General features: G+C 62.3%; 15 protein-coding genes. 10 read left to right on the forward strand and 5 right to left on the reverse strand.

The features are described 5' to 3' along the window. Positions 1-61 precede the first annotated feature (61 nt). The 4 genes from ACODNH_RS15765 to pfkB all read left to right on the forward strand — a co-directional run bounded on the left by ACODNH_RS15765 (position 62) and on the right by pfkB (position 3,985). Positions 62-802 carry an HFX_2341 family transcriptional regulator domain-containing protein gene (locus ACODNH_RS15765; protein WP_306705795.1) on the forward strand — a complete coding sequence of 247 codons (741 nt, stop codon included), beginning with the start codon at positions 62-64 and terminating at the stop codon, positions 800-802. 444 nt (positions 803-1,246) lie between these two features. Continuing rightward, positions 1,247-2,230 (forward strand): isocitrate/isopropylmalate dehydrogenase family protein, encoded by a 984-nt coding sequence (locus ACODNH_RS15770; protein ID WP_306705796.1) that lies wholly within the window; start codon positions 1,247-1,249, stop codon positions 2,228-2,230. A gap of 88 nt (positions 2,231-2,318) precedes the next feature. Beyond that, positions 2,319-3,080 carry an HTH-type transcriptional regulator GlpR gene (glpR, locus tag ACODNH_RS15775; protein WP_306705797.1) on the forward strand — a complete coding sequence of 254 codons (762 nt, stop codon included), beginning with the start codon at positions 2,319-2,321 and terminating at the stop codon, positions 3,078-3,080. Further along, positions 3,077-3,985, forward strand: coding sequence for a 1-phosphofructokinase (gene pfkB, locus ACODNH_RS15780; protein ID WP_306705798.1), 909 nt, complete (start codon positions 3,077-3,079; stop codon positions 3,983-3,985). The genes glpR and pfkB overlap by 4 nt, the downstream gene beginning before the upstream one ends. A gap of 36 nt (positions 3,986-4,021) precedes the next feature. Here pfkB and ACODNH_RS15785 read toward each other — a convergent pair whose 3' ends face one another. Both ACODNH_RS15785 and ACODNH_RS15790 read right to left on the reverse strand, forming a co-directional pair. Continuing rightward, positions 4,022-5,149 (reverse strand): hypothetical protein, encoded by a 1,128-nt coding sequence (locus ACODNH_RS15785; protein ID WP_306705799.1) that lies wholly within the window; start codon positions 5,147-5,149, stop codon positions 4,022-4,024. Positions 5,150-5,152: 3 nt separating this feature from the next. Next, on the reverse strand, positions 5,153-5,935 hold the full coding sequence (locus ACODNH_RS15790; RefSeq protein WP_306705800.1) for a class I fructose-bisphosphate aldolase: 783 nt from the start codon (positions 5,933-5,935) through the stop codon (positions 5,153-5,155). A gap of 119 nt (positions 5,936-6,054) precedes the next feature. Between ACODNH_RS15790 and ACODNH_RS15795 the strand changes: the two genes are divergently transcribed. Continuing rightward, positions 6,055-6,198 carry a DUF7557 family protein gene (locus ACODNH_RS15795; protein ID WP_306705801.1) on the forward strand — a complete coding sequence of 48 codons (144 nt, stop codon included), beginning with the start codon at positions 6,055-6,057 and terminating at the stop codon, positions 6,196-6,198. Here the strand turns inward: ACODNH_RS15795 and ACODNH_RS15800 are convergent. Next, positions 6,195-6,644 (reverse strand): DUF5799 family protein, encoded by a 450-nt coding sequence (locus ACODNH_RS15800; RefSeq protein ID WP_306705802.1) that lies wholly within the window; start codon positions 6,642-6,644, stop codon positions 6,195-6,197. The genes ACODNH_RS15795 and ACODNH_RS15800 overlap by 4 nt on opposite strands. Positions 6,645-6,820: 176 nt before the next feature. Here ACODNH_RS15800 and ACODNH_RS15805 point away from each other — a divergent pair, with 176 nt between their 5' ends. Continuing rightward, entirely contained in the window at positions 6,821-8,104 is a 1,284-nt protein-coding gene (locus ACODNH_RS15805) for an FIST signal transduction protein (protein WP_306705804.1), read from the forward strand. Between the two features lie 48 nt (positions 8,105-8,152). Here ACODNH_RS15805 and ACODNH_RS15810 read toward each other — a convergent pair whose 3' ends face one another. Next, a complete protein-coding gene (locus tag ACODNH_RS15810) occupies positions 8,153-8,548 on the reverse strand; it encodes an OsmC family protein (RefSeq protein ID WP_306705806.1) in 396 nt (131 codons plus the stop codon). A gap of 107 nt (positions 8,549-8,655) precedes the next feature. On the opposite strand from ACODNH_RS15810, the gene ACODNH_RS15815 reads away from it, so the two are divergent. Both ACODNH_RS15815 and ACODNH_RS15820 read left to right on the forward strand, forming a co-directional pair. Beyond that, on the forward strand, positions 8,656-9,027 hold the full coding sequence (locus tag ACODNH_RS15815; RefSeq protein WP_306705808.1) for a hypothetical protein: 372 nt from the start codon (positions 8,656-8,658) through the stop codon (positions 9,025-9,027). Positions 9,028-9,079: 52 nt separating this feature from the next. Beyond that, positions 9,080-9,934: a UbiA family prenyltransferase gene (locus tag ACODNH_RS15820; protein ID WP_306705810.1), complete on the forward strand. Its 855-nt coding sequence runs from the start codon at positions 9,080-9,082 to the stop codon at positions 9,932-9,934. A 74-nt stretch (positions 9,935-10,008) separates the two neighbouring features. Here the strand turns inward: ACODNH_RS15820 and ACODNH_RS15825 are convergent, their stop codons facing one another. Continuing rightward, a complete protein-coding gene (locus ACODNH_RS15825) occupies positions 10,009-10,668 on the reverse strand; it encodes a DnaJ domain-containing protein (RefSeq protein ID WP_306705812.1) in 660 nt (219 codons plus the stop codon). Positions 10,669-10,795: 127 nt separating this feature from the next. Between ACODNH_RS15825 and ACODNH_RS15830 the strand changes: the two genes are divergently transcribed. Continuing rightward, positions 10,796-11,344, forward strand: coding sequence for a DUF1684 domain-containing protein (locus tag ACODNH_RS15830; RefSeq protein WP_306705814.1), 549 nt, complete (start codon positions 10,796-10,798; stop codon positions 11,342-11,344). A gap of 72 nt (positions 11,345-11,416) precedes the next feature. Continuing rightward, entirely contained in the window at positions 11,417-12,277 is an 861-nt protein-coding gene (locus ACODNH_RS15835; RefSeq protein ID WP_306705816.1) for a CPBP family intramembrane glutamic endopeptidase, read from the forward strand. Positions 12,278-12,538 lie beyond the last annotated feature (261 nt).

Raw genomic sequence — 12,538 nt, forward strand, 5'->3', positions numbered from 1 at the left:
AACGGATTTTCCGTCCCAGAGATGGCAAGACCAATAGCTGTGCAGGGCGCCCCATTCTCGCATGGACCAGATTCGGGAGATACACATCGCGCCGCTGGGGCACGAGCGTGACCGGATCGCCGAGCCGATTCACCAGCACAACGCCGACGACGTGTACCTCCTCACGGCGACGACGGAGCCGTCACGGTTAACGCCGTATCAGCAGGCACTCGTCGAGGAACTGGACGCCAACGGCGTCAGCGTCGAACTACACCGAGCGGATTTACACGACCTCTACGACGTGCTGGCCGAGGTCACGACGCTGACCGCCGACCATCCCGAGGATATCGTGCGCGTCAATGTCTCGAGCGGGCCGAAGGTGGCGGCTATCGGGAGCGCAATCGCGTGTATGGCGACGGCGGCAACGGCATACTATGTCCATCCCGAGGAACACGTCCCATCGGTCTCTGCGGAGCCACTCACCCGCGGGATGGAGCGCGCAGAGGTCCTCCCGTCGTATCCTATTGAGGCCATTTCTCGTGACCAAGTTGCAGTGCTGGACTATCTCAAGCGGACAAACACGGACACCTACACTGCGAAAAAGTCGGACCTCATCGGGTTCGCCGAGGACGCTGGCCTTTCGTTCATCGACGACGCTGACCCGGCAAACGAGAAGGCGAAGTTCGCGCTGTTGAACGCAAATATCGTCGACCCACTGGTTGAGGACGGCTATATCGCGGTCAGCGATGTCGGTCGGACGAAACAGGTCGAACTGACCGAGACTGGCGAGAACGTCCTCCACGCGTTTCGGCATAAGCTCTGAAACGGGCTGTCGCTGGCGTGGCCGACATTTTGTGTCATCACTCCCGCGACAGTGACACTCGGTGGACCAATAGTATAGATAGTAAATTTTGTTTTTGTAGTATGAATAGTTTTGTGGTAATAAATACATATTAATCACCACAATACTCGGGTGCGCACGGTCCTCGGCGACGCGCTGTTCTCGTCGCTTCGGCCCTCCACCAGTTCGATGCGCTCGCTGGGGAGCCGTGCCACCGCCCTGCCATCCTTGTCCCGGCCCCGAGCCATCGCCCGGTTCGCCGGGTCGGGACGGTCCACCGCTGACGCCCTCCACGAACATGGCGCTACCCGGAACTCGGGTCGGCTCCAGCAACGACCGCTTGCCGGACGCTGCTACCCTCCTCAAGCGGCATACGGGAGCCAGCGAACCGAACCACTTTCACCAGCCGGCTACGTGCCTCCCGCTATGACACACGAGATAGCCGTTATTCCCGGCGATGGAATCGGACAGGAGGTCACACCCGCCGCGGTCGAAGTGCTGGAGGCAATCGACGCCGTCGACTTCGACTTCGTTGAGGGTGAGGCCGGCGACGCGGTGAAGGAAGAAACCGGCGACGCTCTCCCGGAGGAGACGCGCGAACTGGCTGCCGACGCCAATGCGACGCTGTTCGGCGCGGCAGGCGAGACAGCGGCCGATGTCATCCTGCCCCTCCGGCAGGTCGTCGGCTCCTTCGCTAACGTCCGCCCGGCCCGCTCGTATCCAGGGCTCGACGCCGTCCAGCCCGACACGGACATCGTGTTCATCCGGGAGAACACCGAGGGCGTCTACAAGGGGATCGAGAGCGAGATCTCCGAGGGCGTCACCACCTGTACGCGGGTCATCACTGAGGATGCCTCCCAGAAGATCGCCGAATACGGATTCAGCTACGCGAAGCAGAACGGCTACGATGACGTGACGATTGCCCACAAAGCCAACGTCATGCGCACTACTGACGGGCTGTTCCTCGATGCGGCCTCAGCAGTCGGCGAGGACCGCGACGCCGCGTACGACACGGCGCTGATGGACGCGCTTGCCATGCATCTGGTCATGAACCCACAGGACTACGGCGTCGTTATCTGTCCGAACCTCGCCGGCGATATGCTATCAGACCTTGCTGCGGGCCTCGTCGGCGGCCTCGGCCTGCTGCCGTCGGCCAATATCGGCGAGGAGAACGCGCTGTTCGAGCCGGTCCACGGCTCTGCCCCGGACATCGCTGGCGAAGGTGTCGCCAACCCTTCGGCGATGATTCTCTCCGCGGCGATGTTGCTCGACCACCTCGGATACGACGAACAGGGCGATGCAGTTCGAACGGCTGTCGAGACCGTGCTCGACTCTGGGCCTCGAACGCCGGATTTGGGTGGCGACGCATCCACTGAGGATGTGACCGCCGCGGTTATCGACGAACTGTAAGCAGTTTTCTCGCGTTCTATCTGGGCAGAAACAAGCACGGCCCGATAGAAAGAGGTAAAACCGAAGCGAAACAATCACAGCCGAAAGAATGCTCCCGGCCGAGCGAAAGCGCACTATCGTCCAGTTGGTGACAGAGCGAGACGGTTGTTCAGTGTCGGAGCTGGCCGCGGAACTGGAGTTCTCGAAGGCGACGATACGCCGTGACCTCCGGGATCTGGAATCGCAAGGTCGGATCGAGCGGTCCCACGGCGGTGCGGTGCCGGCGTCCTCCGTCGGGACCGAGCGCCCCTACGGCCAGCGTGAGGTCGACCACTATGCCGAGAAGCAGGCGATTGCAGAGCGAGCCGCTCAGGAAGTCCGTGAGGGACAGGTGGTCTGTTTCGATGCCGGGTCGACCACGATGGAGGTCTCGCGTGCGATCCCGGACACCGACTACGTCGCGGCGACGAACATGCCGGACCTCGCCACCGAACTGGCCGAGCGGGATGTCGACACCAAACTCACCGGTGGAAGCCTCCGACCGCGAACCCGCGCGCTTGTCGGCCCGACGGCCGAGCGCGCCGTCGGACGGATGAACTTCGACCTGCTGTTTCTGGGGACGAATGCGCTCGACAGCGCCGCCGGGCTGTCGACCCCGAACGAGGACGAGGCGGCTATCAAGGAACTGATGGTCGAGCGTGCCCGTCGGGTTGTGCTGGTCGCTGATGCGTCGAAGTTCGGTGACCGGAGTTTCGTCAGCTTTGCCGATCTGGATCAGGTCGATCTGCTGGTCACCGATGCAAGCCCGCCAGGGGCACTCGCTGCGGCACTCGCGGATGCCGACGTGGCTGTCGAGGAGGTCAGCACATGATTGTCACCGTCACCTACAATCCCGCGGTCGACCAGACGATCCAGTTTGATGAACAGATGGCTCCCGAGCGTGTCATGCGGGCCAACAAAGCGCAGTTCGACGCCGGCGGGAAAGGCATCAACGCCGCGCAGTTCCTCACCGCGATGGACCGGCCCTGTGTCGCGACGGGACTGCTGGGTGGATTCACCGGCTCGTTCATCAGAGAGACGCTGCAGGACGACGGCGTCGGGACAGCCTTCGTCGACGTGGACGGGACGACGCGGCTCAACACCACCGCTATCGCAGCCGCGGAGGAGTACAAGCTGAATCAGGCCGGCCCGACTGTCGGCGAGTCGGTCGTCGGCTCGCTGCTCGAACAGGTGCGAGCGCAGTCCCCTGACCGCGTGCTCGTCGGTGGGAGCCTGCCGCCGGGGTTGTCCCCCGACGCTATCGACCGCATCGCGGCCGGCGGCGACTGGGAGACCATCGTCGACACCGGCGGCGATATCCTCCGGGAACTCGACGCTCAGTACGGGCTTTGTAAGCCGAATCGCGCCGAACTCGGTGATGCCACCGGGGCCGATGTCTCAACGGTTGCGGGCTGTGCGGACGCGGCCGACACGTTCCGAGACCGTGGCTTCGACCGCGTACTGGCCTCCCTCGGCGCGGACGGCGCGGTCCTTGTCGGCGACACAGTCCGACTGTACGCGGAGGCGCTCGACATCGATGTTGTCGACACCGTCGGGGCCGGTGACGCGCTTCTTTCGGGCGTCCTGAGCGCCTGGGAAGCCGGCGCGGACGACGAGACGGCGCTCCGGACCGGCGTGGCCGTCTCATCGCAGGTCGTCCAGCGGGCCGGCACGGCCGTTCCGGACCTAGATAACATCGACTCGCTCCGTGATGGCGTGACGGTGCGGCGGCTGTAGCGGGCAAAAAGAGTCGTAGAAAGCGGAGACAGCAACTCAGAACTTTTCGAGGTAGTCGTCAACGAACGCCCGTACGTCGGCCAGCGACGGCTGGTCCGCGGTCCGAACGAAGTAGCCGGCGACGGCGTTGCCGACGACGACGGCAGCGGTGGGCGGGAGGTCGGCGATGCGGGCCAGCCCCAGTCCGGCGTTGAAGTGGTCGCCGGAACTGGTCGTCAGTTCCGGGTCCGAGACCGCGGGGACAGCCACGCTGTCGGTGCCGTCCGCAGTGATGACGACCGAACGCTCGACGCCGTGACCGACGAACCAGGTCGGTTCCAGCGCCGCGAACACCGCCTCGGCATCCTCGCCGAACGACCGCTCGGCGTCGCCGGCGTAAGCGTCCGCGAGAACGCCCGTCTCGGCGCGGTTCGCGGTGACCACTACATCCGTCACCTCGTCCAGCCGGCCGATAGCCTTCCGACCGGCGCGTAGGCGGTCGGCGTCGAGCTTTCGCACGTCTCCGGGGTCGACCAGCACCGTCTCAGGCGGGTCGTCGATATCAGCCCACAGGGTACGAAGGCCGTCGAAGACGGTCGGCAAGTCTGGCGTCTCGGACCAGTAGCCAGCCCCGAACAGGCTCGCGCCGTCGAGCGTCTCGGCCAGTCGATCGTGGCCGAAGGCCGCGTCGAGTTCGGCCCAGTCGAGCGCCATTGTGTCGCCGATTTCCGTGAGCATGAGCTTCCCGTCGTCAAACTCGACGGCGTCGGTGACACCGGGTTCGCCCAGCGAGTGGAGTTCGTAGTTGCCGAACTCCGTCTCGAAGGCGTCGTGGACCGGGTCGCCGTACATCCCGACCATCACGGGGTCGAACGACCAGCCGCCGAAGGCCCGTGCGAGGTGGCTGGTGTGGCCGCCGGTCCGACTACCCTGCTGGAGCCACTCGAAGGAGAGCGAGCTGTCGGCGGCAACGGAGCGGTCGATACGGTCGCCGAAACTCTCCAGCGTGGCGAGGCGCTCGTGGCTCTCGGGGTCGATGCGGTCAGCGACGACTTCCCGGACGCGGTCGAGGTAGCCGTCGAAGCCGAACACGACCCGCCCAGTATCGATAGCGTCGGGAAGCGCGTCGCTGGCGGGCAACGCCTCGTCCGCTGCGGCGACGGCTCGGCGCGTCTCCTCGTCCATGGCCTACAGGACGTCGTCGGTTGTCGCGTCCTCGAAGATGACGCCTTCGAGCTTGTCCAGAATGTCGTAGGGATCATCGCGCTGCCAGACGTTGCGGCCGACCGCGAGGCCGGCGACGCCCACGTCCATGCAGTCTTCGACGAGTTCGAGGAAGTCGCGGTCCGAGGTCTTCGATCCACCGGAGAGCAGGACGCGGTTATCGGCCGCGGAGCGGACGGCGTGGGCCATCGCTTCCTTGTCGCGCGGGTACTTGACCTTCGTGAAGTCAGCGCCGAGTTCGAGCCCGATTCGGGCTGCGTAGGCGATGGTCGAGGGGCTCCGGTGCTCCTTGATGGCCTGTCCGCGCGGGTACGACCACATCGCAACTGGCAGGTCGTGGTCGCGGGCGTTCTCCTGCACCGGGCGGAAGTCCTCGAACATATCGGTTTCGCGGTTGACGCCTGGGTAGACGGTGTAGCCGATGGCGTCAGCACCGAGTTCGGCGGCGTAGTCGACCGACCAGTTCTGGGGCGAGTACGGATCGCCCATCCAGAGGTCTGAGCCGCCGTTGAGCTTCGCCAGCAGGTTCACGTCGTCCTCGTAGCTCGGGTAGTACGTTTCGGCGAGGCCTTTCCCGACAGCCAGCGCCGTCACGGCGTCGTGGGTCGCCATCTCGAACACCTCACGCGGGTCGAGGCGTTCCTCGACGCCGCTGAACTGCTTGGGACCGTGTTCCAACCCGTGGTCGTGTGCTAGCACCAGCGTCTTATCGTTCCGTACGAGCGGTGAGTCACCAAGTGGTCGCATGTGTCGTATTTCTACCGAGAACGACCATTAACAGTTTTCGGTTCTGATTTGTTACTACTGTTCGCGTTCGTTTTTGATCGAGGACGGGAATTAAGTGTGTTCCAGTGAAAGGTTCGGCTATGCCATCCGTGGAGCTGGACGCCGAGACAGTCGAGCGCCTTGACGACCTCCGCGTCGAGGACGAGTCGTACGATGAAATCGTGACGGAACTCATCAACATCTACGAGGCTGAGGAGCTAACACTGTTCCACAGCGGCGACTAACCCTGGGCCTGTTCACAGACAGACTTCCAGCGCCCGTTCGACTCCAACTTCTCCTGTAGTTGCTCAGCGTACGCCTGTGCGAGGCGTGCTGCCTCTTCCTCCTGTTGTTTGTTCCCGCCATCGGACCCACCAAGTCCAAGCGCGTCCTTGACACCTGAGAGGAGGCCGCCGCCTGAGCCCCCGGACCGGTCACCACCGGGGCCGCCCATTGGTCCCTGGTTGGCGACCCGTTCCATCTCGGGCATGACGCTAGAGAGCTTCGACGTATTGGCGACGATTCGAGCGGCATCTGGGTCACCCGGGTTCTCGATCTCGAACTCGACAGCAGTCATCACCAGCCCCCACTGCTGACTCGAGAACGACGACGCTTTGACCTGTTCGTTGAACCGCTGGTCGACCGCCATCCGTTCACCGGCGATGCGGTCGGTCCAGTTTGAATCGCTCATAAACTGGTGTTTGCGGGCCGGCGGTATGAGCGTTTCCCGCTCCGTGTGGTGTTCTACAGTAAAACGTACCATTTCTGGGCTGACTGTCACGCCACCGGCTGCCGCGACCGCTACGTTTTATTGTCTCCAAAACGGTTCCAATATGTTAAGTTAGCTCACGATATACTTGTATCTCAATGAGTACTGAGTTTGGGACAGGGCAGGCGACGGGGGACTCGGGAGATGCAGCAGCTATGGACGCCATACGGGAAGCCATGGCCGATATCTCGGCAAGCGAACCGGACTTCTGTCAGATTTTCTGCTCCCCGACATACGATTACGAGGCGGTGCTGTGGGGTGCTCGAAGTGTTGTCGGTTCAGATACCGAAATTGTGGGCTGTTCGTCTTCCGGAGAGTTCACTGAAACCGGTTCGGGGAACGGAACTGTTACAGTCGGCGTTGTGTCGTCGGACTCGATGCAGTTCTTCTCCAGCCTTTCGACTGAGCTCAGCGCTGATCCTGAGCGCTGTCTGTTCGAAGCGGTTCACGACCTCCCTGCGAGCGGGGACCCTGCTGTCGACGGGTACCCGCATCGGACGATCATCAACCTCCACGACGGCATGGCTGGAATCGGAAACAAGGTTACGCGACTCACGGAGCAGTACCTCGACGACGAGGAGACGCCGGTGGTCGGCGGGTCTGCAGGTGACGACCTCCAGTTACAGCAGACCCACGTCTTCCGGAACGACCGCATCGAGACGGATGCCGTCGTCCTCGTGCTCATTGCCTCAGAGGATCCGCTTCCGGTGACAGTCAACCACGGCCACGAGCCGATCTCCGAGGCGATGACGGTAACCCGAGCGGAGGGAAGCACCGTGTACGAACTCGACGGCAGACCGGCCTTCGAGGCTTGGCGGGACGCGATTCGAGAGGACGCGATGGAGACATACGATATCGACGTCGACGAACTGGAGGCGGGGTCGGAAGACCTCGTCATGTTGCTCGGCCGTTACGAGCTTGGTATCGAGTCGGAACCGGAATCTGACACGGACGGACTCGCCTCCCGAATCAAGACCTTCATCGAGAGCAAACTCATCTCGACGACGGGATACAACATCCGGTGGCCGGGCCACACGACCGACACCGAAGGACCGCTGGATTTCGCCGTCGCCGTCTCCGAAGGAACGGAAGTGGTGGTGACACATAGCAATAAATCCGACCAGGTGTATGCGGTCCGGAACGCCGCCAACAACGCTGTCAATGAACTCCGCGGCGGAAGCGTCGCGGGCGGGTTCGTCTACGACTGCGCCTGCCGTGCAATGATTCTCGGTGACGACTTCGATGACGCCGTCGACACGATCCACAGCGCTATTGACGCGCCCTTCGCTGGCTTCGAAACTTACGGTGAAGTTTGCTCGGCCGATGAAGATTACACTGGCTATCACAACACGTCCTCAGTGATCCTGCTGTTCCCGGAGTGACGACTACGGGACTACGACCAGCGAAAAATGGCCGCCTATTCCTGTCCCTCAAACGCCGGATTCGATAGTGATATCCGCGTGTAGCTCGTCCTGCAACGCCGAGTGGACGTGGCAGATGTCTTCGGCGAGTTCGACGATGTCCTGCTCTTCGTCCGCAAGCGATTCCTCGACCTCGACGTGGAAATCGATGTACTCTAGGTCGTCGTCCTCATCGAGACCTGCGGCGACCTCGACATCGACGCTGCCGATATCCTCGTGGCCGTACTTGTCGGCGGCGACGCGCAGTGCCGGGATGTAACAGGAGGCGTAGTCGGCGGCCAGGATCTCGTTCGGCGACGGGCCGTTCTCGCTCAGCGCGTCGACGATAAGCTCCCATTCGCCGTTGATGACACTTTCTACTGTGTACCCTTCCTCGCATGTACTCTCGACTTCGATATCTGCCATAGCAATCCTGTGGACACGTCCCTCCCTCCTAAACGTTTCCTGCGCGGTATTTCTGCTTGCAGGGCACTGCCGAAGGATAATACACTTCCAGTCCGTACAGAGGGACAATGGAACACCTCGCACCGTCGAACGTGCCGGTGTACGCCACGCGGGAACAACAGCGCGAGATCTGGGAGCGCTGTCGGGACCGGGGACACCCAGTTCTCGCTGTCCGGGACGCGACGCGGGGGTTCATCGTCCGGTACGACCTCCAGCATCTGTCCTACGAACTCTCTGACGCCACCGTTCAGGCGCTCCGGGACCGTGTCCGGTCCCGCCGACCGTATCCGACGACGACGGACCCGATCTCGGAGACGGAGGGCGTCGGCGGCGAGGCTGGCCCAGTGTCCGGCGAACTCCATGCAGATACCGAACAGGCTGCCAGAGAACTAGCCTCGCACATATCGGGGTTCGTGCTGGACCGGTCGAACTGGCGGTAGTACCGAAACAACGCGGCTGGGGATTTTTCCCACAGCCGTGCCTTGAGTTCGTATGGCAGTCGCCCGACACGATACCGGTCCGTTCGCGACGGTGAGTGCCCTGGCCTCGCAGGTGCACCCGGTGTTCATGCTGCCGCCGCTCGCGACATCGCTGTTCGGTGGGTTGCTTTCCGGGGGCTTCTGGCCACCGGTGGCAGCGCTCCACGCGGGCGCGATGTTTTTCGCCGTCTACACGGCCCATGTCAAGGACGGCTACGTTGATTTCCACGTCCGTGGCGAGGACGACGACCATCCCCTCACTGGCTCGGGCTGTCGCATGGCTCTGGTCGGTGCTGGCGTCGGCTTCGCGCTCTGTACGGCAGCCATCTGGCTGCTGGTCGGTCCCGGCGCGGCACTGCTGACGCTTCCGACGTGGATTATCGGCTACACCCACGCGCCGCAACTGGATATGAACCCCGTCGGCGCGACGATGGGATATCCGTCGGGTATCGCGCTGGCGCTACTGGGCGGCTACTACGCGCAGGTGACGACGCTGACGCCACGTGCCGTCGGTCTCGCGGCCGTGTTCCTCCTGTTGCTGACCGGCATCAAAATCATCGACGACGAGCAGGACTACGACTACGACCGGTCGATACAGAAACGGACTGTCGCCGTCGTATTGGGTCACCAACGCGCCCGGCAACTCGCGCTCGGCCTGTTCGGAGCGGGTCTGCTCGGAATCGTGGGGCTGTCCGTGGCATTGCCTGGCATCCCACCGAGTGCTGCGGCGGCCGCGCTCGTTTTCGGGGCGGTCGCGGCCATCGCCCAGCGAGGCGACCCCGAAACCGCGACGATGCTGCTGATTCGGGGGTCGTATCTCCTGTTGGCCGTCCTCGTGACCGCTGTCTGGTTCCGGCCGCTAGCGTGAGGCTGTAGCCGTTCTGGCAGTCATGTGTTCGCTGGCTGTTCGAAACTGCTATCGCTCGAAACCGCCCTCGTCAGTCAGCCCGACACGTGTGTGAGGACGTGAGTCGCAGAGACGACCAGCGAAATCGTCACCATCGAGACAGCCATGACACCTGCAACGACCGGTGAAAGGTCCCCAGTGAGGCCACCGACTGCGAGCAGTACGGCGGCAACGATAGTACAGACCAGCAGTGCCAGATGGACGAACAGCCACGGGCCAACACGTCGCAGTGAATCGAGCAGTGTCTCGACTCCCGACGACTGTGTCGGCCGAACCCGCTTGCCGGGCTTGTAGTACTCCGCGGCAGTCCCGTAGCCCGTGCTTCCCCCGCGGGTCTGGGTGGGCCGCTGTGTCGCGTTCGCCGTTGCCTCGCCCGTCGTCTCTGCGTTGGCCCGCTGGTCGACGTACTGCTGTGCGATGTCACTGACACCGCCCGTGGCTGTGCCTCCGTCCGCGCCGCTGTCGACGTGCCTGTTGACGTATGCGTCGTGACCGAGTCGGTCGTATCGCGCTCGCTCGGCCTCGTCCGTGAGCACGTTCTTCGCCTGCGTGAGGCGCTTGAACCGTTCTCCGGCGGCAGGGTCGTCACTCACGTCCGGGTGATGCGCTTTTGTCTGCTCCCGGTAGGCGCGGACTATCGTCTCTTCGGTGGCATCTGGGTCCACCCCCAGAATACCGTAGAACGTCGCTTCCATACACACCCCTGTGTATTTATCCAGTTGGACTAGGCGTATAATAAGGTATTCACTCCCTCACGCTACGATATCGCGCGTCTGTCGCCGAGTCGCCGGACTGAAACTGCGTGGCCACCACCGTCTCCGTATGGACGAAGACACCGAGGACTGGGAGACACAGTTGCAGGCCAACCGGGACGAGAAAGACCGCTTCTTCGCGGAACACCGCCAATCACCGATTCCCCCGGAAGAACGCGACGATTTCGACGGACTCAGCTACTTCGAGCCTGACTCCGACTATCGGGTCGAAGCGACTGTTACTGTTCACGAGACACCGGAGTCGGTCGATCTGGAGACGAGCGACGACCGAACAGTGCGCTATCTCCACGTCGCAACGCTCTCGTTCGACCTCGACGACGAGTCCCGCGAACTCCATGCGTTCCGGCAGGCTGCCGATGAGTCACGGACGCTCTTTGTTCCGTTCCGAGACAAGACGACCGGGCAACAGAGCTACGACGGCGGCCGATACATGGAGCTGGAACCCGACCGCGATCTGAGTGACGGCGACAAGATTACGCTGGATTTCAACCTCGCGTACTCGCCGTTCTGTGCCTACAGCGACACCTTCTCGTGTCCACTCCCGCCGGAGTCAAACTGGCTCGAAACCGCGGTGACGGCCGGGGAACGGATAGACTGAGGCGTCTTTGCCGGCAGTCATGACACCAACACCAAACGAATTGTTTACACATCACCACGACCAAGGCAATGTATGGCAACGGCGACCCGCGACCGTCCGATTTTGCAGGCCTTCCAGTACGGGTTTACGCTTTTCTCGGCCCTTTCGCTGGGCGTGATAGGACTCGGGTTCGGCTCGGTCCTGCTCCTCACCATCGCTTTTTCGCTGTCACTCGGCGCAGGAGTACAGATTACCGAAGTACAGACGCTGGTTCTTGGGCTGATAACGGTTCAGGGAATCGGCTGCCCGGCCATCGCGTACACGTACATCAAACTCAGGCCGGTGATCAGAGCGAAACTCCGCGAGGTGTTCTCGTATGCGCCAGACACCGGCGCATTCAGTATCGGCATTTCTGTGCCGAGTCTCCGTGAGGTCGGTATCGTCGTGCTGGGCTACGCCAGCGCAATGGGTGGGCTCGTAGTGGTGGCTGTCATCATCACGGCGCTCGTCTCGATGTTCGGGATAGAACCGGCAACCAATCAGGCAGCAGAGACCGGAATGGAGAACCCCGATGTCCTCCTCCTGTTGATTCCCGCCTCGTTCCTCCTCATTGGCCCGGGCGAGGAACTGCTGTTCCGCGGTGTCGTTCAGGGCCGCATCCGGGACTATTTCGGCCCGGTTTCGGGCGTCACTATTGCGAGTGTCATCTTCGCCAGCATTCATTACCCCGCCCTCAGCGGCGGGTCAGTCACGGGGAAGTTGGTCGCGGTGAGTGCCCTACTCATTCCGTCGCTTATCCTCGGCACGACCTACGAGTACACGGACAACATCGTCGTCCCGTCACTTATCCACGGCGCGTACAACGCCACGCTGTTTACTGGCCTGTACGTCACCGTCAAATTCAGTGGTGAACTCTCGTCCGCCGCGGGCGTCCTCAGTAGTAGCGGCTTCTGAACGGTCCCTTCCATAGCAGGCCCACACTGTCTGACGTTTGTAAATCATGTGATTGGTTTCCCGGCCTGTACACACAGGGGAAGGTGATAGTTATATTCTATTGGGACCAGTAACAGGCGATTTTCGACCCTGGTATGCTCTTTACCCCCGGAATAGAATTCTATCCATCACCCGTATTTTTACCCAGTAGCAGGCGACACCTTGATGCTGTTAGTTTGAAATGACAAACGTCTTATTACCGTTTTTGCACAATATCTAAAC

It is taken from the genome of Haloarcula sp. NS06 (genome assembly GCF_051122755.1).
Classification (GTDB): Archaea; Halobacteriota; Halobacteria; order Halobacteriales; family Haloarculaceae; genus Haloarcula.

Excerpts from the sequence above, each read along its gene's own strand:
- ACODNH_RS15835 (WP_306705816.1), top strand. The coding sequence starts at position 11,417 with ATGGCAACGGCGACCCGCGACCGTCCGATTTTGCAGGCCTTCCAGTAC.
- ACODNH_RS15765 (WP_306705795.1), top strand. The coding sequence starts at position 62 with ATGGACCAGATTCGGGAGATACACATCGCGCCGCTGGGGCACGAGCGT.
- ACODNH_RS15825 (WP_306705812.1), bottom strand. The coding sequence starts at position 10,668 with ATGGAAGCGACGTTCTACGGTATTCTGGGGGTGGACCCAGATGCCACC.
- ACODNH_RS15830 (WP_306705814.1), top strand. The coding sequence starts at position 10,796 with ATGGACGAAGACACCGAGGACTGGGAGACACAGTTGCAGGCCAACCGG.
- ACODNH_RS15770 (WP_306705796.1), top strand. The coding sequence starts at position 1,247 with ATGACACACGAGATAGCCGTTATTCCCGGCGATGGAATCGGACAGGAG.
- glpR (WP_306705797.1), top strand. The coding sequence starts at position 2,319 with ATGCTCCCGGCCGAGCGAAAGCGCACTATCGTCCAGTTGGTGACAGAG.
- ACODNH_RS15790 (WP_306705800.1), bottom strand. The coding sequence starts at position 5,935 with ATGCGACCACTTGGTGACTCACCGCTCGTACGGAACGATAAGACGCTG.
- ACODNH_RS15795 (WP_306705801.1), top strand. The coding sequence starts at position 6,055 with ATGCCATCCGTGGAGCTGGACGCCGAGACAGTCGAGCGCCTTGACGAC.
- pfkB (WP_306705798.1), top strand. The coding sequence starts at position 3,077 with ATGATTGTCACCGTCACCTACAATCCCGCGGTCGACCAGACGATCCAG.
- ACODNH_RS15805 (WP_306705804.1), top strand. The coding sequence starts at position 6,821 with ATGAGTACTGAGTTTGGGACAGGGCAGGCGACGGGGGACTCGGGAGAT.
- ACODNH_RS15815 (WP_306705808.1), top strand. The coding sequence starts at position 8,656 with ATGGAACACCTCGCACCGTCGAACGTGCCGGTGTACGCCACGCGGGAA.
- ACODNH_RS15810 (WP_306705806.1), bottom strand. The coding sequence starts at position 8,548 with ATGGCAGATATCGAAGTCGAGAGTACATGCGAGGAAGGGTACACAGTA.
- ACODNH_RS15820 (WP_306705810.1), top strand. The coding sequence starts at position 9,080 with ATGGCAGTCGCCCGACACGATACCGGTCCGTTCGCGACGGTGAGTGCC.
- ACODNH_RS15785 (WP_306705799.1), bottom strand. The coding sequence starts at position 5,149 with ATGGACGAGGAGACGCGCCGAGCCGTCGCCGCAGCGGACGAGGCGTTG.
- ACODNH_RS15800 (WP_306705802.1), bottom strand. The coding sequence starts at position 6,644 with ATGAGCGATTCAAACTGGACCGACCGCATCGCCGGTGAACGGATGGCG.